Source organism: Modestobacter versicolor, from assembly GCF_041028285.1.
Taxonomy (GTDB): domain Bacteria; phylum Actinomycetota; class Actinomycetes; order Mycobacteriales; family Geodermatophilaceae; genus Modestobacter; species Modestobacter versicolor_A.
Genome location: NZ_JABGDB010000006.1, coordinates 168437 through 188837, shown reverse-complemented (window position 1 = coordinate 188837; position 20401 = coordinate 168437). Strand labels below are relative to the sequence as shown.

The window sequence follows — 20401 nt, the reverse complement described above, 5'->3', positions numbered from 1 at the left end:
GCGTCCCCGTCGGGGGCGCGCCTCGTGGCGTCTCCAGCCCCGTGCCGGTGGCCCCGGGATCAGCTGACCTGATCGTGCGTGCTCCGAGCTCACGCAGCACTGTGAGCCAGGAGCACGCACGGTGAGCCAGGACGGCGGGTCCCGGACGGCGGGCCCTGGTCGGGCGGTCCAGTCGGTCAGCGGCCGACGGCGGGGCGGTCAGGCGGCGGCGGCCGGGGCGGGGGCGGGCCGGTCGGCCAGGACGGCGTCCGGGGCGAGCGCGTCGACCGCGGCGGTGGTCGCGGTCACGGCCGCCACGGTCGACCGGCGGCGGCGGACGACGGAGCGGCTGACCAGGCCACCGAGGACGACGCAGCCGGCCAGGGCGTGCTGGCCGGGGGCGGTGAGGGCGATGACGACGGCGGCGGCGTAGACGACCGCAAGCAGGGCCGTCGCGACCGGGAGCCGGCCGGTGAGGTGCAGCGCCGGGACGTGCAGCGCGGGCAGGTGCGGGGCAGGAAGGGACAGGTGCACGGCAGGGCCTCCAGCAGGTGGTCGGGCGCCCGCCGGGCCGGCGTCCCAGGACCGCTCGGGAGCGGGGCCGGGGCGCCGGCACGGCGACGGCACGTACGGGGTGCCTCACGCGTGCGGACGCGGGAGGCGGCACCTCACTTCAGGGCGTCCTTGGCCTTCTGGAGCAGACCCGTCATCGGCGCCGGGGGCGTGCCGTACAGGCGCGGGTCGCCCGGCGGCAGGATCGGGGCGTCGGCGGTGGCGGCGATCGGAGCGGCCCGGAGCACGTTGTCCGTGCCGTCGAGCGCGGGGCCGTTGGCCCAGCGTCCGCTGGCGGCCTCGGGACCGTCGGAGGCGTCGATGAAGGTGTAGGCGAACTCCGGCAGCTCCTCGTCCAGCGGGAACGCCTCGGGCACCGGGATGCCGTCCAGCCCGTCGGCCTTCAGCTCCTCCATCGCGGCCAGCCACTGCTGCTGGTGCATGTGGTCGCGGGTCAGCAGGAAGCGGAGGAGGTCCTTCACGCCCGGGTCGTCGGTCATGTTCCACAGCCGGGCGACCTGCAGGCGGCCCTGCATCTCGGCGGTGGCGTTGTAGGAGAAGTCCGCGTACAGGTTCCCGCTGGCGGTGACGTAGGCACCGGTCCACGGGTTGCCCATGCTGTCCATGTACGAGGCGCCGCCACCGTTGGCGATCGGGTGCTGCGGGTTGTGCTGGCCGTAGCCGGCGGCGGCCTCCTTGGTGCGGTCCGCGGCGTCCGGCTTGAGCGGCATGTGGTCGAGCAGCCGGTCGATCATCGTCACGATCATCTCGACGTGCGCGAGCTCCTCGGTGCCGATGGCCAGCAGCATGTCCTTGTACTTGCCGGGCAGGCGGCAGTTCCAGCCCTGCAGCAGGTACTGGGTGGCGACGGTCATCTCGCCCCACTGGCCGCCGAGCACCTCCTGCATCTTGCGGGCGAAGTCCGGGTCGGGGCCGTCGGGCTTGGCCTCGAACTGCAGGGCGTGAGTGTGCGTGAACACGGGCGTTCTCCCTCTGCGTCGTCGCTGTCGCCGCCCACGCGGTGACGACTCTCAGATGCCCGGCCCCGCTGTCACCCCCGTGCCGTCCCGTGGCCCCTCGGGGCCGACCTGCGGACACCGCGTCCGGAGGGGGACCTCAACGGTCGGGGAGCCGGATGACCAGGGTGAACGCGCCGTCCCGGGCCTGGGACCAGAGCAGCCGCCCGCCCAGCTCCCGGGTCTGCCGCTGCACCGACCACAGCCCGAGCCCCTCGAGGTCGACCGGCGGCGCCAGCTGGCTGAGGTGGCCGAGCACGGTGGCGGCCGGCACGCCGTCCTGGGTCACCGCGAGGTCCACCCAGCCGGCGCGGCGGTCGACGGCCAGCCGCACCGGCCGGCCCGCCCCGTGCCGGTGGGCGTTCTCCAGCAGGTTGGTGAGGATCCGCTGCACCCGCGCGTCGGAGACCGTGACGTCGACCGCGCCGTCGGCGACCTCCACGGTGAGCCGGTGGGGCGGCAGGCCGGAGGCGGCGACGGCGGCCCGCAGCACGTCGGACAGCTGCCGGGTGCCCCGCCGCTCGGGTGCGCCCCCGGTCGCGTCGGCGGTGCGCAGCATCGAGGACAGGTGCCGGGTCTGCGCCAGCGCCAGCTCGACCAGCTCGGGACGGCGGGGGTCGTCGCCGTCCAGCCGGGCCAGCACCCCCTCCAGGGCGGCCAGCGGGCTGCGCATGTCGTGGCACATCGCCCGCACCAGGGCGTCCTCCGGCGTCACCTGCTCCGCGGTGGCCCGGCGTGATCTGCGGCGCAGCGCCCGCAGCAGGTCGGCGACGCGGGCGGGGAAGGTGGCAGGGCGTGTGTCAGCGGCAAGGGTCACGGGCACCTCCGGTGGAGCGGACGGTCAGCAACGCCGGGCGCAGCTGGGACCGTGGGAGTGACGTGGCGGAGCACGAGGCCGGGGCTGGGCACCGTCCGCCGGTGGACGTGGTGGTCATCGACGACCACCCGCTGTTCAGTCGAGGGCTGTCGTTGCTGCTGCCGCCGGAGAGCGGTGGCCGGGTGCGCGTGGTGGGCACCACCGAGGACGCGTCGGCCGGTGCGGCGCTGGTGCGCCGGCACCACGCCGACGTCGCCGTCGTCGACCTGCACATGCCGCCGCCCGGCGGCACCCGGGCGATCGCGGCGATCCGCCGGGCGGAGCCGCTGGTCCGGATCGTGGCGCTGTCCGGGCTCGCCGAGGCCGACGCCGCGCTGGAGGCGCTGCGCGCGGGGGCCAGTGGCTTCCTGCCGAAGACGACCACCCCCGAGGCGCTGGTCCGCCCGCTGCTCGCCGTCCTCGACGGCTGGTCGGTGATCCCGGAGTCGCTGCTGCGCAAGCTGCTGGACGACGCCGCGCCGACGGCCGACCAGGGCATCGCCGCCCACCTGTCCGCCGACGACCGCCGGCTGTGGCGGCTGGTGGCCGAGGGCACCAGCACCGTGGACATCGCCACGACGCTGCACGTCTCCGAGCGCACGGTGAAGCGGCTGGTGGCCAACCTGCTGCGCCAGCTGAAGGTGTCCACCCGGGTGGAGGCGGCCGCGCTCGCCGGCCGGGTCGGGCTGCGCGCCGACGGCACGTCGCACTGACCGGGCCGGGGACGCGCAGCGGAGGGGCATCGAGCCCGCCCTACCCGGTGCCCCCGGCGGCAAGCCCGGACCGGACAGTTCCGTAGCGGTACACCCTCGTCGCTACTGTCCGCGCATGGCCGCTCGCATCCTCGCCTGCGTCGACATCGGCTCCAGCTGGACCAAGGCGGCGCTGGTCGACCTGGACGGCGGCCGCCTGGTGGCGACCCACCAGGCACCGACCACCCCGGACGACGTCGTCTCCGGCGTGCTGACCGCCACCGCGGGGTGGGACGCCCCGGTCCGCGCGTGCTCCAGCGCCGGCGGTGGGCTGCGGCTGGCGGTGGTCGGCTACGAGGAGCTGATCAGCGCGGAGGCCGGGCACCGCGCCGCGCTCTCCGCCGGCGCCCGGGTGGTGCACGTGGCGGCCGGGCGGCTGACCGCGGCCGCGCTCGCCGGGCTGGCCGCCGCCGAGCCGGACGTCGTCCTGCTGGTCGGCGGCACCGACGGCGGGGAGGGCGGGGTGCTGCTGCACAACGCGGGCGTGCTGGCGGGTGCAGACCGTGCCGTCCCGGTGGTGGTCGCCGGCAACACCGCCGTCCGGGACGACGCCGTGGCCGTGCTCACCGGGGCCGGCGTGCCGGTGACCGCGGCCGGCAACGTGCTGCCCGACATCGGCCGGCTGGCGCCGGAGTCGGCGCGCTCGGCCATCCGGGAGGTCTTCCTCACCCACGTCATCGGCGGCGACCGGCTGTCCACCGACCCGCGGCTGCGGCAGTGGGTGCGGTCGGTGACGCCGGACGCGGTGCTGGACGGCGTGGCGGCGCTGGCCGGGCTGCGCGCCGGTGCCGAGGTGCCCGGCGTGCTGGTGCTCGACGTCGGCGGCGCGACCACCGACGTGCACTGCGTCCCGGTCGCCGACGCCGAGCAGACGCTGCAGCGGTCGGCGGTGGGGGTCCCGGCGCGGCGGCGCACCGTGGAGGGCGACCTCGGGGTGCAGGCCAGCGCCGGCGCGCTGCGCGAGGCCGCCACCGCCGAGGGGCTGGCGCCGCCGGGGGACGACGGGCTGTCGCTGGGCGAGGCCGCCGCGGTGGTGGCGCTGCGCCGGCACCTGCGGGCCGAGGCGGCCTACGGCCCGGGCGGGGCCAGCGCGCGGGGCGTGGGCCTGGTGGTGCTCTCCGGTGGGGTGTTCCGGCACGCCGACCCGGCCGTGGTGGCTGGGGTGGTGGCGCGGGTCGCCGCCGACCGCGGCGGGGCCGGCGGCGTGCTGACCGGCACCCGGGTCGTCGTCGACACCCGGTACGTGCTGGCCGCCGCCGGGCTGCTGGCCGGTGACCACCCGGACGCCGCGGCCGGCCTGCTGACCACCCTGCTCGCGGGCCGACCGGGCCTCAGCCGACCGCGACGCCCAGCTCGGCGGCCATCCCGCCGGCCCACCCGGTGAGCTGAGCGGTGCTGATCGTGCAGCCACGCAGGCCCGGGACGCCGTCGAGCAGACCGATCTCCGCGCCCCGCAGGTCGACGGCCCGGTTGCGGGAGCCGGAGAGCACCAGCGAGCCGACCGAGCAGTCGACCAGCCGGACGTCGCGCAGCTCGGCACCGGTGAGGTCCAGCTCGCCGACCGTACAGCCGGTCAGCGTGACGTCGACCAGCCGCGCGCCGCGCAGGTCGGCGAAGTCGACCTTCACCCCCTCCAGCGCGACCCGGGTGAGCTCGGCGCCGTGCGCGGTCAGCGCGCCGAACCGGCCGCCCGCGAGCACCACGTCCAGCAGCGTGGCGTCGACCAGCGACCAGGCCGGTGACCGCAGCTCGGCGAGCAGGCAGGTGGCCAGCCGGGCCCGGTCGAAGGGCACCCCGGCCAGGTCGCAGCCGGTGAGCACGCACTCCAGGAACCGGGCGCCGGTCGCGTCCCCGGTGAGCTCGGGGCCGGGGAAGCGCAGCCCGTCGGCGCTGCCCCCGCCGGTGAGCTCCGGCCCCGGGGCGTCGTCCAGCTCGGGCAGCAGGTCGGTCAGCGCGGCGGCGTCCATGGGCACGGCGCCCATCCTGGGGTCCCCTGCGCCCCGGCGTCAGGCCGGTGGCTCCAGGGTGGCCGCCCACGGGCCCGAGGCGGCGCGGGCGAACCCCGCCGCCTCCGCCGCGGCCATGTCCACCGCTGCGTAACCGCCCCGGCCGGCACCGACGCAGGCCAGCACCGTGACCAGGCCGCCCCGGCGCTGGACGACGCTCTGCCGCAGCTGCCAGCCGACGACGGCCCGCCGCTGCAGCACCGCGTGCTCCTGCACCAGCCAGCCCGACCGCACCGCGAACGACCGCGGGCCGGCGGTGTGCCCGAGCGCGGCGTACCGGGCCAGCCCCAGCGGCACCCCCAGGACGGCGAGCACCGCACCGGCCGCGGGCAGCCACCACCAGCCGGCCAGCGGACCGAGCACCGCGCCGGCCAGCAGCGCGACCAGCCCCGGCACGCAGGCCCGGACGACGCTGCGCCGGCGCGCGGCCGGGGGGTGCCGGCGCAGCTCACCGGGGTCGTCGACCAGCCGGGCAGCCAGCGTCCAGGCGGTCTGCCGCGGCCCCAGCGGCAGCAGCTGCCCGCGCCGGGCGGCGTCGCCGAGGCCGGTGACCAGGGCGCTGGCCCGCGCCGCGCCCGCCAGCCGCATGCCCAGCCCCGCGCTGACCGCCCACCCGCGGATCCGGTCGATCTCCAGCTCGGTGTGCCGGCGGGTGACCAGCCCGCGGACGGCCACCAGCGACCCGCCGCGGCGGACCAGCCGGAACCGCCAGTTGACCACCGCGCAGCCGATCACCGACCCGGCGACCAGCACCACCGCCGCAGCCAGCAGGAACAGCGCCAGGGCCGTCGTCCCGGAGACGTCGGGCTGGCCGAGGTCGGGCCGCCAGCGCTCGGGCAGCTCGTCGAGCACCCGGAACAGCGCGCCGACGCCCGCCAGCGGGACGGCGAGGTACCCGCCGACCAGCGGGGCGTACCGCAGCCAGCGCAGGTCGAAGCGGGTGAGCTCCTCCTCCGGCTCGGGCGGCGGGACGGCGCCGTCCGGGTCACCGGGGGCGCCGACCGGCCCCCGGCGGGCCAGCAGCCGGGCCCGCAGCCGGTCGCCCTCGGCGCGCGGGACGCCGTCGACGACGAGTTCCTCCTCCTTGCCGAGGGTCTGCCCGGCCGCCGCGTCGATGCGCACCCGGACCAGCCCGACCAGCCGGTGCAGCGCCGGCGCCTCGACCTCCACCCCGCGGATCCGGTCGAGCGGCACCGTGCGCACCGACCGGGAGAGCAGCCCGCGGGTGACGACGACCGACGTCGGGCCGTCGGCGTAGCTGAACCGCCACCAGGACAGCGCCGCCCACAGCAGGGACAGCAGCGTGATGCCCGCGGCCAGCGCCACCACCGTCGCCGGGCCGTCGCCCAGGCCCCGCCCGGCACCGACCACCAGCACGATCGGCACCAGCCCGCGGGCCTGCTTGAAGGTGACCGTGTGCAGCACCAGCACCCACGCCGAGGTCCGCCGTCCGACCGGCTCCCCGGGTGGGCTCACGTGGCCTCGTCCCGGACCAGCTCCGCCCGGCGCGCCAGGTCCTCGGCCACCCGGCGGGCGACGTCGGCCTCCAGGTGCGGGATCCGCACGGTCCCCTGCGAGGACGCGGTCAGCACCGCCACGCTGGCCAGGCCGAACACCTGCTGCACCACCCCGCGGGTGACGTCGACGGTCTGGATGCGCGACACCGGGACCAGCGTCCAGGTGCGGGCCAGCCAGCCGGTGAGGGTGTAGACCGCGTCGGCGGTGACCTCCCAGCGGTGCACGCGGTAGCGCAGCCGGGGCCGGAAGCCGATGGCCACCACGCCGTAGACGACGACCAGCGCCGGGCCGGCCCAGCGGACCAGGGTCACCGGCCAGCCGGCGTCCGCGGGCACGAACACCCAGAAGGCGGTGACCAGCAGGCCGTACACGACCGTGCCGAGCACGCCCTGCGCCGTCCACAGCCCGATCGCCTCGCGGGACAGCGACCAGGCGGGCTCGCGGGCCGGGGCCGGCGGGGGAGGGTTCATCACCGCCCATCCTGGCAGTGCCCGGCCGGCGCCGGCCTGCACCGGCGGTGCCCTCCGGGGCTGCGTGGGACCATGGTGGGCGTGATGATGCCCCAGCAGGTGCCCTCCGTGCCCGCCGCCGACGTCCCCGAGGACGCCGTCGTGCTCGACGTGCGCGAGGACGACGAGTGGGTGGCCGGGCACATCGAGGGCGCGACCCACATCCCGATGGGCGACGTCCCGGCCCGCCTCGGCGACGTGCCCGAGGGCGACCCGGTGTACGTGACCTGCCGCGGTGGCGGGCGCTCGGCGCGGGTGGCCGCCTGGCTGAACCAGAACGGCTACGACGCGGTGAACGTCAGCGGCGGCATGGGCGAGTGGGACGCGGCCGGCCGGCCGATGGTCAGCGAGACCGGCCGCCCCCCGTACGTCGTCTGAGAGGACCCCGTCCTCCTCACCCCTCGCGAGCTCGGGGTGAGCCTCTGGACGGGGCCGACGGGGCCGACGGGGCCGACGGGAGTGCGGGAGGCCGGCGGCCTCAGTCGCGCACCGGGTACTCGGCGAAGCGGGAGCGCAGGTCCTTCTTGGAGAACTTGCCGACGCTGGTCTTGGGCACCTCGTCGATGAACTCGACCGCGTCGGGCAGCCACCACTTGGCCACCAGCGGCCTGATGTGGTCGAGGATCTCCTGCTCGGTGGCGGTCTCGCCGGGCTTGAGCACCACGCAGGCCAGCGGGCGCTCGTCCCACTTGGGGTGCGGGATGGCGACGACCGCGGCCTCGGCCACCTTGGGGTGGCTCATGATCGCGTTCTCCAGGTCGACCGAGGAGATCCACTCGCCGCCGGACTTGATCAGGTCCTTGGTGCGGTCGGCGATCCGGATGTTGCCGTACTCGTCGAGCGCGGCGACGTCGCCGGTCTTCATCCAGCCGTCCGACGTCGACAGCTCCACCCCGGCGTCGGGGTTGTAGTAGTCCTGCGCGCACCACGGCCCGCGCACCTGCAGCTCGCCGGTCGCGACGTCGTCCCAGGGCAGCGTGTCGGTGGTGCCGGCCTCGACGATCCGCGCCTCCACCCCGAACAGCGGCACGCCCTGCCGCGCCCGGCGGGCGGTCTTCGTCTCCTCGTCGGCCTCCTGCCAGCGGCGCGACAGCGTGCCACCGGAGGCGACCGGGTGGGTCTCGGTCATGCCCCACGCCTGGTAGATCGGCAGCCCGACCTGCTCCTGGTAGGCCTGCGACAGCGCGGCCGGCACGGCCGAGCCGCCGCAGCCGATCTTGCGCAGCTTGTGCGGCCGGCCGGCCAGGTGCGGCAGCACGCCCTGCCAGATCGTCGGCACGCCGGCGGTGAAGGTGACGTCCTCGTCGACGATCAGGTCGGCCAGCGCCTGCGGCTGCATCATCGCGCCGGGGAAGACCATCGCCGCCCCCGCCGCGGGCGCGGCCTGGGCGATCCCCCAGGCGTTGGCGTGGAACATCGGGACCACCGGCATCGCGACGTCCTCGACGCCGATGCCGAAGCCGTTGGGCGCGACCACCGCCATGGTGTGCAGCACCGTCGAGCGGTGCGAGTAGACGACGCCCTTGGGGTTGCCGGTGGTGCCGGACGTGTAGCACATCGACGCCGCCGAGTTCTCGTCCCGGACGTGGAACTCGACCGGCTCCGCCTCGGCCAGCAGCGTCTCGTAGTCGAGCACCCGCGGGTCGTCGGGCACCGGGTTGTCGCCGCCGTCGTCCATCACCACCACGTGCTGCACGGTCTTCATCGCGTCGACCAGCGGCCAGAACAGCGGCAGCACCGTCCGGTCGACGAAGACCACCTCGTCCTCGGCGTGGTTGGCGATGTAGGTCAGCTGGTCGGGGAAGAGCCGCACGTTGAGCGTGTGCAGCACCCGCCCGGTGCAGGGCGCGGCGAAGTAGAGCTCCAGGTGCCGGGCCGAGTTCCAGGCGAAGGTGCCGACCCGGCCGTCGGCGCTGATGCCCAGGGTGTCCAGCACGCCGCCCAGCCGCCGGGTGCGCTGCGCCCACTCCGCGTAGGTCGTGCGCACCTTGCCGCCGGGGTTGTTGGTGACGATCGGGACGTCGCCGTGGTGCTGCTCGGCGTGCCGGAAGATCGTGTCGACGGTCAGGGGGACGTCCTGCATCAAGCCGCGCATGGCCGCATGGTGCCAGTGACCTGGCTCACGATCCAGCGGGGACGGCGCCGGCCCGGGCCGAGGGACGGCGGGGCGGCAGCAGGGACGGCGGCGGGCCGGCTCCCCCGGAGGGGTGAGCTGCCGGGGCGAGTGACCGGAGGGGCCGCCCCGGGGGGACGCGGGTGAACGGGTCGTTACGCGACCGTGACGGGGGACTTCGTCCCGAGGGCTTGACGCACCCGGGTTGTTAGCGCTCACACTGTCGTCTGCCCGCATCTCTGCGGGCCTGCGCCAACGGGCGGCAGATGTCTCGAAGGAGAGATGTGGCAGTGAACAAGAAGCTCGGGCTGACCGCCCTGGGCGCCGCGCTGGCCCTGAGCCTCACGGCTTGCGGTGGCGAGGGTGCCGGCAGCAACGCGAACACCGAGGACGCAGACGCCTCTGAGCTCACGATCGGCGTCTCGATGCCGACGGAGACCTCCGAGCGCTGGATCGCCGACGGCAACAACGTCAAGGAGCAGCTCGAGGCGGAGGGTTACGAGGTCGACCTGCAGTACGCGGGCGACGACATCCCGACCCAGGGCCAGCAGGTCGACCAGATGATCACCCAGGGGGCCGACGCCCTGATCGTCGCGGCGATCGACGGCACCGCGCTGAGCAGCCAGCTGCAGGCCGCCGCCGACGCCGACATCCCGGTGATCAGCTACGACCGGCTCATCCGCGACACCGAGAACGTCGACTTCTACGTCAGCTTCGACAACTTCAAGGTCGGCGTCGCGCAGGGCACCGCCCTGCTGACCGGCCTGGGCGTGCTCAACGCCGACGGTTCCGAGGGCACCGCCACCGGGCCGTTCAACATCGAGCTGTTCGCCGGCTCGCTGGACGACAACAACGCCGGGTTCTTCTTCGACGGCGCGATGTCGGTCATCCAGCCGAAGATCGACGACGGCACGCTCGTGGTGAAGTCGGGTCAGACCGACATCGAGCAGGCCGCCACCCTGCGCTGGGCCCAGGAGACCGCCCAGAAGCGCATGGAGGACCTCCTCACCGGCAGCTACAACGACGGCACGAAGGTCAACGGCGTCCTGTCGCCCTACGACGGCATCTCGCGCGGCATCATCACCGCCCTGCAGAACGCCGGCTACGGCCCGGACCTCGCCTCGGCGAACCCGCTGCCGGTCGTCACCGGTCAGGACGCCGAGATCGCCTCGGTCAAGCTGATCAACGACGGCGTGCAGAGCTCCACCATCTTCAAGGACACCCGCCTGCTGGCGGAGCAGGCCGTCGCCGCGGCGACGGCCTTCCTCGAGGGTGAGGAGCCGGAGGCCAACGACACCGAGACCTACGACAACGGTGTCAAGGTCGTCCCGTCCTACCTGCTCCCGGTCGAGACCGTCTTCAAGGACGACATCCAGTCGGTCCTGGTCGACTCCGGCTACTGGACGGCCGACGAGGTCGCCAAGGGCCAGTCGGACTGACGTCCGCCCCACAGTCCCGGCCGGGTCCGGCAGCTCAGCTGTCGGGCCCGGCCGGCACCACCTCCTGACACTGCTCGCTGAACAGGTCGGGACAGCCCGGGTCGCCGGGCAACCGAACCAGGGGCCAGGGTGGCGACACCCCGCCCGACATCTGTGCAGAGAGGGCCACTCCTCATGGAGAGGACGACGGCGTCCATGGACGACAACATCCTGGAGATGCGCTCCATCACCAAGACGTTCCCCGGCGTGAAGGCGCTGTCGGACGTGTCACTCGCGGTGCGTCGTGGCGAGGTCCACGCCATCTGCGGTGAGAACGGCGCGGGCAAGTCCACGCTGATGAAGGTCCTGTCCGGCGTCTACCCGGCCGGCAGCTACGACGGCGACATCGTCTACGACGGCGCCGTCCAGAAGTTCAACGGCATCCGCGACAGCGAGCACGTGGGCATCGTGATCATCCACCAGGAGCTCGCACTGGTGCCGTACCTGTCCATCGCGGAGAACATCTTCCTGGGCAACGAGCGCAAGGGCCGGGCCGGCCTGATCGACTGGAACAAGGCCAACGCCGACGCCGCCGCGCTGCTCGCCGAGGTCGGCCTCGACGAGAACCCGGTGACCCCGGTCGGCCAGCTCGGCGTGGGCAAGCAGCAGCTGGTGGAGATCGCCAAGGCCATCTCCAAGGACGTGCGGCTGCTGATCCTCGACGAGCCCACCGCGGCGCTCAACGACACCGACTCCGCGCACCTGCTCGACCTGCTCCGCCGGCTCCGCGACCGCGGCATGACCTCGATCATCATCTCGCACAAGCTGAACGAGATCGTCGCGATCGCCCAGCACACCACGATCATCCGGGACGGCCGGACGGTGGAGACGCTCGACATGAGCGCCCCCGACGTCGACACCGACCGGATCATCCGCGGCATGGTCGGCCGCGACCTGGAGTCCTACTACCCCGAGCGCGAGTCGCACCCGGGCGAGGAGGTGCTGCGGGTCGAGGACTGGTCCGTCAAGCACCCCACCCAGGACCGGCTCGTGGTCGACCGGGCGAGCTTCAACGTCCGGGCCGGTGAGGTCATCGGGATCGCCGGGCTGATGGGCGCGGGCCGCACCGAGCTGGCGATGAGCATCTTCGGCCGCTCCTACGGCCGGGACATCACCGGGCGCGTCTTCGTGCACGGCCACGAGGTGAAGGCCCGCAGCGTCTCCGAGGCCATCGACAACGGCATCGCCTACGCCACCGAGGACCGCAAGAAGTACGGCCTCAACCTCATCGAGGACATCCGGCGCAACGTCTCGGCCGCGGCGCTGGCCAAGCTGTCCACGCGCGGCTGGGTCAACGGCAACGAGGAGACCAAGGTCGCCGAGGACAGCCGGCGGGACATGAACATCAAGGCGCCGAGCGTGTCCTCGATCGTCGGCAAGCTCTCGGGCGGCAACCAGCAGAAGGTCGTGCTGTCCAAGTGGCTGTTCACCGACCCGGACGTGCTGATCCTCGACGAGCCGACCCGCGGCATCGACGTGGGCGCCAAGTACGAGATCTACACGATCATCAACAAGCTGGTGGCGGCCGGCAAGGCCGTCGTCGTCATCTCGTCCGAGCTGCCCGAGCTGCTCGGCATCTGTGACCGCATCTACACGCTGTCGGCGGGTCGGATCACCGGCGAGCAGCCGGTCCGTGAGGCCACCCAGGAGAGCCTGATGGCCCTCATGACCAAGGAGAGGGAGCTCGCAGCATGACCAGGACCGCAGGGCCGGACCAGGGGTCGACGCAGACCAACGAGACCCCGGCTGAGGTCGCCGACGCACAGTCGAAGGCGCTGAAGACCGGGACGAGCGACATCCGTGAGCTGCTCACCCGGAACCTCCGGCAGAGCGGCATCTACGTGGCGTTCTTCGTCGTCGTGGTGCTCTTCGCCATCCTCACCGGCGGGACGTCGCTGAGCCCGGGCAACATCACCAACATCGTCCTCCAGTACTCCTACGTGCTGGTGCTGGCGATCGGCATGGTCATCGTGATCATCGCCGGCCACATCGACCTGTCCGTCGGGTCGGTGGTCGCGCTCAGCGGCGCGGTCTCCGCGGTGCTGGTCATCCGCGAGGGCGCACCCTGGTGGGTCGGCATGCTGGCCGCCCTCGCCGTCGGCCTGCTGGTCGGTGCCTGGCAGGGGTTCTGGGTCGCCTACGTCGGCATCCCGGCGTTCATCGTCACCCTCGCCGGCATGCTGCTGTTCCGCGGCCTGACGCTGCAGGTGCTGGACAACATCTCGCTGTCGCCCTTCACCCCCGAGTACCAGAAGGTCGCCAGCGGCTTCATCAACGGCCTGATGGGCGGCAACGGCTACGACGCCTTCACGCTGCTCATCGGCGCCCTGGCGGTCGCCGGCTACGCGGTGAGCGGGTTCCGCACCCGGGTGGCCCGCATCCGGTACAAGCAGCCGGTGGAGAGCTTCCCGCTCTTCGTCGCCCGGGTCGTCGTCGTCGCCGCCGTCGTCATGTACTTCGCCTGGCAGCTGGCCCACGCCCGCGGCCTGCCGATCGTGCTGATCATCCTCGGCGTGCTGGTGACCGCGTACGGCCTGATCACCAAGCGCTCGGTGTTCGGGCGGCAGGTCTACGCCATCGGCGGCAACCTGGCCGCGGCGACGCTGTCCGGCGTCAAGGTGAAGGTCGTCAACTTCTGGATCTTCGTCAACATGGGCTTCCTGGCCTCGGTCGCGGGGATCATCTACTCCTCGCGGTCCAACGGCGCGCAGCCCGCGGCGGGCCAGAACTTCGAGCTCGACGCCATCGCGGCGGCCTTCATCGGTGGCGCTGCCGTCACCGGTGGTGTCGGCACCGTGGGCGGTGCGATGGTCGGTGGCCTGCTGGTCGCGGTCCTGAGCAACGGCATGCAGCTGCAGGGCGTCGACCAGTCCATCCAGTCGGTCATCAAGGGCCTCATCCTGCTGCTCGCCGTCGCCTTCGACGTCTACAACAAGCGGCGCGCGGGCACCTCGCGCTGACGGTCCCGCAGGGCCACGGACGGGGGGCGGCGACGAGGCCGCCCCCCAGTGAGGAGTGACCGTGCTGCCCGAGGGGGCGCCCCGCGCACTGGGCATGGCCGACGTCGCCGTACACGCCGGCGTCTCGCACCAGACCGTGTCCCGGGTGGTCAACGGCCACCCGAACGTCGCACCGGCGACCAGGGAACGGGTGCTCCGGGCGATCGCCGAGCTGGGCTACCGGCCCAACACGGCGGCCCGCGCCCTGGTCACCGGCTCGACCCGGACCATCGGCCTGGTCACGTCGCACATCAACCAGTACGGCCCGGCGCAGACCCTGCTCGGGCTGGAGAAGGCCGCCCGGGCGGCCGGCTACTCCCTCGGCGTCGCGATCCTGGACGACGACAGCGAGGGGGCGATGCGGGAGGCCGTCGACCGCTTCGTCGCGCAGTCGGTCGACGCGGTCGTCGCGCTGTCCACCTACGGCCAGGCGGTCGAGGCGCTGGGCCGCTTCCGGGCGCAGGTGCCGCTGATCGCGGTGCAGGTCGGTCACGACCCGGTGCACCCCACGGTCTGGGTCGACCAGGAGGTGGGCGCTGCGCTGGCCACCCGGCACCTGCTCCAGCTGGGCCACCGCACGGTGCACCACGTGACCGGGCCGGGTGACTCGCTCGAGGCGCGCGGCCGCCTGATCGGCTGGCGGCGCGAGCTCGAGGCCTCCGGCGCACCGGTGCCCGAGGTCTTCTACGGCAACTGGTGGCCCTCGTCCGGGCACGCCGCGGGCCGCCGCCTGGCGGCGCTGGCGCGCGAGGGCGAGGACGTCACCGCGGTGTTCGTCGCCAACGACCAGATGGCCCTCGGGATGGTCAACGCGCTGCACGAGGAGGGGCTGTCGGTGCCCGGCGACGTGAGCGTCGTCGGCTTCGACGACGTGCCCGAGGCGGCGTACTACACACCCCCGTTGACCACCGTCCGGCAGGACTTCGCCGAGCTCGGCCGGCGGGGGGTCCAGCTGGTCCTCGCCCGGCTGCGCGGCGAGGCGCACCGCCCCGAGCCGGTCATGCCGCAGCTCGTCGTCCGGAACAGCACCGGGCCGGTTCGGCCGGCTTGACCGGCGCTGTTGTTAACGCTAACAATCGAACTCGTGCCGCATCCCGCGGTGGCGGGAAGGAGCTCCTGACGTGACGACGGACGCCGGCGCAGCGATCACCTCGGGTCGCACGGCCCTGGGCATCGAGCTCGGGTCGACCCGGATCAAGGCCGTGCTGATCGGTCCGGACCACGCGCCGCTGGCCGTCGGCAGCTCCGACTGGGAGAACCAGCTCGTCGACCGGCTGTGGACGTACTCGCTGGCCGACGTCTGGGCCGGAGTGCAGCAGAGCGTCGCGGCCCTGGCCGCCGACGTGCAGCGCCGCCACGGCGTCGAGCTGGCCGGCGTCGGTGCGCTCGGGGTCTCCGCGATGATGCACGGCTACCTGGCGTTCGACGCCGACGGCGAGCTGCTCGCGCCGTTCCGCACCTGGCGGAACACGAACACCGGCCGGGCCGCCGAGCGGCTGAGCGCGGAGTTCGGCTGCAACATCCCGCACCGCTGGAGCGTCGCGCACCTGTACCAGGCCGTGCTCGACGGCGAGGAGCACGTCGGCCGGGTCGACCACCTGACCACCCTGGCCGGCTACGTGCACTGGCAGCTCACCGGCGAGAAGGTCCTCGGCGTCGGCGACGCCAGCGGCATGCTGCCGATCGACGCCGCCACCGGCGGGTACGACGCCGCGATGCTGGCCCGGTTCGACGAGCTGGCCGCCGAGGCCGGGGTGGAGCTCACCCTGGCCGGGCTGCTGCCCGCGATCGCGGTGGCCGGCGAGCCCGCCGGCACGCTCACCGAGGCGGGTGCCCGGCTGCTCGACCCGACCGGCCGGCTGTCCGCCGGCGCCCCGCTCTGCCCGCCCGAGGGCGACGCGGGCACCGGGATGGTCGCCACCGGCTCGGTCGCCCCGCGCACCGGCAACGTCTCCGCCGGGACGTCGATCTTCGCCATGGTCGTCCTCGAGCGCCCGCTCGGCCGGGCGCACCGCGAGCTGGACCTGGTCACCACGCCGGCCGGCGACCCGGTCGCCATGGTGCACTGCAACAACGGCGCCAGTGAGTTGGACGCCTGGGCCGGGCTGTTCGCGCAGTTCGCGCGAGCGCTGGGCAGCGACGCCGACCCGTCGCGGGTCTTCGAGACCCTCTTCACCGCAGCCCTGGACGGCGCCGGCGACGGCGGCGGCATGCTCGCCTACAACTACCTCTCCGGGGAGCCGATCACCGACCTGGAGGAGGGCCGGCCGCTGTTCCTGCGGTCGCCGGACAGCCGGCTCGACCTGGGCACGTTCATGCGGACCCACCTGTACTCGGCGCTGGCCACCCTCCGGGTCGGCATGGACGTGCTGCAGCAGGCCGAGGGCGTCCGGCTCGACCGGATGTTCGCCCACGGCGGCCTCTTCCGGACCGCGGGCGTGGCGCAGCGCTTCCTGGCCGCCGCGATCGACACCCCGGTGTCCGTCGGCGACGTGGCCGCGGAGGGCGGCGCCTGGGGAGCCGCGGTCCTGGCCGCCTTCGCCACCCGGCGCGCACCCGGGCAGGCCCTCGCGGACTACCTGGACACCACCGTCTTCGCCGGCGCCGTCCTGCAGACCGTCGAGCCCCGGCCGGACGACGTCGCCGGCTTCGACGCCTTCATGCAGCGGTACCTCGCCGCCCTCCCCGTCGAGCGCGCCGCCGTCGAGCACCTGCCGCAGGACGCGGGGACCCCCGCCGCACCGACCGAGGAGCACGCATGACCACCGCCGCCGAGCACGGCACCCACCGCGCCCAGCGCGAGCACGTCGCCGCACTGCACGCCGAGCTCACCCGCTACGCGCTGGTGACCTGGACCGCGGGCAACGTGTCCGAGCGGGTGCCCGGCGAGGACCTGTTCGTCATCAAGGGCAGCGGCGTCTCCTACGACGAGCTGACCTGGGAGGGCATCACCGTCTGCACGCTGGACGGCGAGGTCGTCGACGGGGTCAAGGCGCCGTCGTCGGACACCGCCGCGCACGCCTACGTCTACCGGGCGATGCCGCAGGTCAACGGCCAGGTGCACACCCACAGCCCGTACGCCGCGGCCTGGGCCGCGCGCGGGGAGGAGGTGCCCTGCGTGCTCACCGCGATGGCCGACGAGTTCGGCGGGCCGATCCCGGTCGGCCCGTTCGCGCTGATCGGTGACGACTCCATCGGCCAGGGCGTCGTGGCGACCCTGCAGGGCTCCCGCTCGCCGGCGGTCCTCATGCAGAACCACGGCGTCTTCACCGTCGGGCCCTCGGCGAAGGCCGCGGTCAAGGCCGCGGTGATGACCGAGGACGTCGCCCGCACCGTCCACCTCTCCCGCCAGCTGGGAGAGCCCGTCCCCATCGCGCAGGCGGACATCGACTCGTTGTACGCGCGCTACCAGAACGTCTACGGCCAGCGGTGAGAGAGGACCAGTCAGTGTCGTTCGAAGGTCAGGAGATCTGGTTCCTCACCGGCAGCCAGGGGCTGTACGGCGAGGAGACCCTGCAGCAGGTGGCCGAGCAGTCCCAGCGGGTCGCGGCCACGCTGGACGACGCCGCGGACGTGCCGGTGCGGATCGTGTGGAAGCCGGTGCTCACCGACTCCGGCGCCATCCGGCGGGTGATGGGCGAGGCGAACGAGGACCCGGCCTGCCTCGGCGTGGTCACCTGGATGCACACCTTCTCCCCGGCGAAGATGTGGATCTCCGGGCTGGACGCCCTGCGCAAGCCGCTGCTGCACCTGCACACCCAGGCCGACGCCGCCCTGCCCTGGGCGACGATCGACATGGACTTCATGAACCTCAACCAGGCCGCGCACGGCGACCGGGAGTACGGCTTCGTCCTCACCCGGATGCGGCACCCCCGGACGACGGTGGCCGGCCACGCGACGAACCCGCGGGTCCAGGCCCGGGTCGGCTCGTGGGCCCGGGCCGCGGCCGGTGCCGCGGCCGCCCGGGGGCTGAAGCTCGCCCGGTTCGGCGACAACATGCGGAACGTCGCGGTGACCGAGAGCGACAAGGTCGAGGCGGAGATCCGCTTCGGCATCTCGGTGAACACCTGGGGCGTCAACGACCTGGTGGCCGTGGTCGACCAGGTGGCCGACCAGGCGGTCGACGCGGTGGTCGCCGAGTACGGCGACCTCTACGACATGGACGACGACCTGCGCCCGGGCGGCGACCGGCACCACAGCGTGCGCTACCAGGCCCGGGTCGAGGTCGCCCTGCGCCAGTTCCTCACCGAGGGCGGCTTCGGCGCGTTCACCACCAACTTCGAGGACCTCGGCGGCCTGCGCCAGCTGCCCGGCCTCGCCGTCCAGCGGCTGATGGCCGACGGTTACGGCTTCGGTGGCGAGGGCGACTGGAAGACCTCGGCGCTGCTGCACGTGCTCAAGGTCGCCGGTCGCGGGCTGCCCGGTGGCACCTCCTTCATGGAGGACTACACCTACGACCTGGCCGCGGAGACCCCGAAGGTCCTGGGTGCCCACATGCTCGAGGTGTGCCCGACGATCGCCGGCGGGAAGCCGCGGCTGGAGGTGCACCCGTTGGGCATCGGCGGCCGGGAGGACCCCGCCCGGCTGGTGTTCACCGCCGCGCCGGGCGCCGGCGTGGTCGTCGGCTGGTCCGACCTGGGCGACCGGTTCCGCTGGGTCGCCAACGAGATCGACGTCGTCGAGCCCACCGAGGCGCTGCCCAACCTGCCCGTCGCCCGGGCGGTCTGGGAGCCCCGGCCGGACTTCTCGACCTCCACCGAGGGCTGGCTGACCGCCGGCGGACCGCACCACACGGTGCTGTCCACCCAGCTGGGCACCGCGGAGCTCACCGACCTGGCCGAGGTCTTCGGCACCGAGCTGGTGGTCATCGACGCCGACACCACCCGGCGCAGCCTGGCCAAGGAGCTGCGCTGGAGCGCGGCGTACCACCGGCTGGACCAGCGCCTCTGACGAAGGATTCCCTCGCCCCCCACCGCCCGCGAACTCGTGGCGGGGCCTTGCGAGGGGGCCTGACCCCCACCCGGTGCTGCCGGGTGGGGGCGGCGTCGCGTCAGCGGGGGGCCGGCTCCAGCTCCGTGGCCTTCGCGCAGCGGAAGCTGCCGGCGTCGGCCGGGTCGCGGTCGCCGGTCAGCCGGGCCACCTCCGGGTAGGGGCACAGCGGCCGGGTCTGCACGACCGTGCCCTGCTCGTCGACCCGCTGGGCGTCGAGGGTCCGGGGTGCCTCGCCGCGCTCGACCCAGGCGACCAGCGCCTCGAACTGGCCGGTCGGCTGCGGGCCGCCGCCGCCGCCGCAGTGGCCGACGCCCGGGGCCAGGAACAGCCGGAGGAACTCGTCGGTGCGCCCGGGCCCGGACAGCTCCCGGACCCGCTCGTACCAGTCGACGGTGCCCTGGAACGGCACACCGAAGTCGGCCGCGCCGTGCCACACCAGGGCCCGGCCGCCGTGCTCCGCGAACTCCGACAGGTCCGGGTCGTCGGCGCCGAACACGTCCCCGTACATCTCGACGGCCTGGGCGAAGAAGGCCTCGAACCCCGCGTAGGTCAGCGTCTGCCAGTCCCAGGCCGGGTCCTGGGCGAGGAACAGCCCGAACCACCACAGGTCGTACTGGAACGGCTTGCCGACCAGCCGGCCGTCGACCTCCACGACGTCGTTGAGGCCGGCGTAGGGGGTGCCGGGCGCCAGGCCGTACCAGAGGAACTCGCCGTCCTGCCCGCGCGGCCCCTCCCCGATGCGGCGCATCACCTCGACGTCGGCCGCGGTGATCTCCCCGCAGTCCGTCCGGGTGCCGACCAGCTGACCGAGGTCGAAGTCGCAGCCCAGCGGGTCACCGACGACCCCGTCGACCACGCCGTCCCCGACCTCGTCGCAGGCGGCGACGGTCGCCGCCAGCGCCGCGGCGAACTTGCACGGCGCCACCGGGTTCTGCTCCTCCAGCATCACCACCTGGCCCCACATCTGGCCGGTCTGCATCTGCGGGTAGTTGATCACCGGGGCGCCGGCCAGCACGCCGTCGTAGTCGTCGGGGTACCGCTGGGCCTCCATCAGGCCCTGCCGGCCGCCGGTCGAGCAGCCGTTCCAGTACGAGTACTCCGGGCCCCGGCCGTAGAAGGCGGTCACGACGGCCTTGGCGGTGACGGTCATGTCGTGCACGCCGACGTGGCCGAAGTCCCGGATCCGCTGCCAGTCCAGGGTGCGGTCGGGGCGGAGCGCGAAGTCAGCCGTCGCGCCGGGGTGCCCGGCGTCGGTGGCCGCCGTGGCGTAGCCGGCGCGCAGCGGCGCCAGCAGCGACTCCGGGGACCCGCCGCTGAACCCGCCGCCGCCCACCGCCTGGAACCGGCCGTTCCAGGTCGTGCTGGGCAGGTGCACCCAGACCGTCACGGCGTCCCCGGCCGGCGGGTGGGTGACGGTCAGCTGGACCCGGCACGACGCCGGGGTGGTCGCGTCACCGGGGTCCTCGACGGCGGAGTCGACGGTGGTGTCGGCCAGCGCCAGCGCCCCGGTGGTCAGGTCGGCGCAGGCGAGGACCGGTTGCACCGGTGCTGCTGGCGGCGGCGTGGCCGGGGGCGTGCCCTCGGGCGGTCGTGCCTCCGCCGAGGGCACCGCCAGCAGGCCCGCGCCCAGC

The 20401-nt window shown here is 74.1% G+C and carries 18 protein-coding genes; 10 read left to right on the top strand and 8 right to left on the bottom strand.

The features are described 5' to 3' along the window. Positions 1-198: 198 nt before the first annotated feature. The 3 genes from HL054_RS18470 to HL054_RS18460 form a co-directional block, all read right to left on the bottom strand. Positions 199-513 carry a hypothetical protein gene (locus HL054_RS18470; RefSeq protein ID WP_369140532.1) on the bottom strand — a complete coding sequence of 105 codons (315 nt, stop codon included), beginning with the start codon at positions 511-513 and terminating at the stop codon, positions 199-201. A 134-nt stretch (positions 514-647) separates the two neighbouring features. Then, on the bottom strand, positions 648-1511 hold the full coding sequence (locus HL054_RS18465) for a manganese catalase family protein (protein WP_369140531.1): 864 nt from the start codon (positions 1509-1511) through the stop codon (positions 648-650). 136 nt (positions 1512-1647) lie between these two features. After that, a complete protein-coding gene (locus HL054_RS18460) occupies positions 1648-2364 on the bottom strand; it encodes a sensor histidine kinase (protein WP_369140530.1) in 717 nt (238 codons plus the stop codon). 101 nt (positions 2365-2465) lie between these two features. Between HL054_RS18460 and HL054_RS18455 the strand changes: the two genes are divergently transcribed. Then, positions 2466-3116: a response regulator gene (locus tag HL054_RS18455; protein WP_369140529.1), complete on the top strand. Its 651-nt coding sequence runs from the start codon at positions 2466-2468 to the stop codon at positions 3114-3116. Between the two features lie 115 nt (positions 3117-3231). After that, complete coding sequence (locus HL054_RS18450; protein ID WP_369140528.1) at positions 3232-4539, top strand: glutamate mutase L; 1308 nt, start codon at positions 3232-3234, stop codon at positions 4537-4539. On the opposite strand, the gene HL054_RS18445 is transcribed toward HL054_RS18450, so the two are convergent. The 3 genes from HL054_RS18445 to HL054_RS18435 are packed head-to-tail and all read right to left on the bottom strand — an operon-like array spanning position 4487 to position 7149. Next, on the bottom strand, positions 4487-5137 hold the full coding sequence (locus HL054_RS18445; protein WP_369140527.1) for a pentapeptide repeat-containing protein: 651 nt from the start codon (positions 5135-5137) through the stop codon (positions 4487-4489). The two genes, HL054_RS18450 and HL054_RS18445, sit on opposite strands and share 53 nt — an antisense overlap. Positions 5138-5161: 24 nt before the next feature. Further along, positions 5162-6637 (bottom strand): PH domain-containing protein, encoded by a 1476-nt coding sequence (locus HL054_RS18440; RefSeq protein ID WP_369140526.1) that lies wholly within the window; start codon positions 6635-6637, stop codon positions 5162-5164. Then, entirely contained in the window at positions 6634-7149 is a 516-nt protein-coding gene (locus HL054_RS18435) for a PH domain-containing protein (protein WP_369140525.1), read from the bottom strand. Before HL054_RS18435 ends, HL054_RS18440 begins: the two co-directional genes overlap by 4 nt. Before the next feature lie 84 nt (positions 7150-7233). Here HL054_RS18435 and HL054_RS18430 point away from each other — a divergent pair, with 84 nt between their 5' ends. Next, positions 7234-7566 (top strand): rhodanese-like domain-containing protein, encoded by a 333-nt coding sequence (locus HL054_RS18430; protein WP_369140570.1) that lies wholly within the window; start codon positions 7234-7236, stop codon positions 7564-7566. Between the two features lie 100 nt (positions 7567-7666). Here HL054_RS18430 and HL054_RS18425 read toward each other — a convergent pair whose 3' ends face one another. Further along, positions 7667-9283 carry a long-chain fatty acid--CoA ligase gene (locus HL054_RS18425; protein WP_369140524.1) on the bottom strand — a complete coding sequence of 539 codons (1617 nt, stop codon included), beginning with the start codon at positions 9281-9283 and terminating at the stop codon, positions 7667-7669. A gap of 308 nt (positions 9284-9591) precedes the next feature. On the opposite strand from HL054_RS18425, the gene chvE reads away from it, so the two are divergent. The 7 genes from chvE (at position 9592) to araA (ending at position 18728) form a co-directional block, all read left to right on the top strand. After that, the gene (gene chvE / locus HL054_RS18420; RefSeq protein ID WP_369140523.1) at positions 9592-10740 is read left to right on the top strand and encodes a multiple monosaccharide ABC transporter substrate-binding protein; all 1149 of its coding nucleotides are present in this window, start codon (positions 9592-9594) and stop codon (positions 10738-10740) included. A gap of 195 nt (positions 10741-10935) precedes the next feature. Continuing rightward, a complete protein-coding gene (gene mmsA, locus HL054_RS18415; RefSeq protein WP_369140522.1) occupies positions 10936-12474 on the top strand; it encodes a multiple monosaccharide ABC transporter ATP-binding protein in 1539 nt (512 codons plus the stop codon). Beyond that, entirely contained in the window at positions 12471-13739 is a 1269-nt protein-coding gene (mmsB, locus tag HL054_RS18410; RefSeq protein ID WP_369140521.1) for a multiple monosaccharide ABC transporter permease, read from the top strand. Before mmsA ends, mmsB begins: the two co-directional genes overlap by 4 nt. Before the next feature lie 61 nt (positions 13740-13800). Continuing rightward, the gene (locus HL054_RS18405) at positions 13801-14829 is read left to right on the top strand and encodes a LacI family DNA-binding transcriptional regulator (protein WP_369140520.1); all 1029 of its coding nucleotides are present in this window, start codon (positions 13801-13803) and stop codon (positions 14827-14829) included. A 70-nt stretch (positions 14830-14899) separates the two neighbouring features. Then, positions 14900-16540, top strand: coding sequence for a xylulokinase (locus HL054_RS18400; protein ID WP_369140519.1), 1641 nt, complete (start codon positions 14900-14902; stop codon positions 16538-16540). Then, a complete protein-coding gene (locus HL054_RS18395) occupies positions 16537-17211 on the top strand; it encodes an L-ribulose-5-phosphate 4-epimerase (protein WP_369140518.1) in 675 nt (224 codons plus the stop codon). Before HL054_RS18400 ends, HL054_RS18395 begins: the two co-directional genes overlap by 4 nt. A gap of 14 nt (positions 17212-17225) precedes the next feature. Continuing rightward, positions 17226-18728 carry an L-arabinose isomerase gene (gene araA / locus HL054_RS18390; protein ID WP_369140517.1) on the top strand — a complete coding sequence of 501 codons (1503 nt, stop codon included), beginning with the start codon at positions 17226-17228 and terminating at the stop codon, positions 18726-18728. Between the two features lie 100 nt (positions 18729-18828). Here the strand turns inward: araA and HL054_RS18385 are convergent, their stop codons facing one another. Continuing rightward, entirely contained in the window at positions 18829-20313 is a 1485-nt protein-coding gene (locus HL054_RS18385) for a tannase/feruloyl esterase family alpha/beta hydrolase (RefSeq protein ID WP_369140516.1), read from the bottom strand. Positions 20314-20401: the final 88 nt, after the last annotated feature.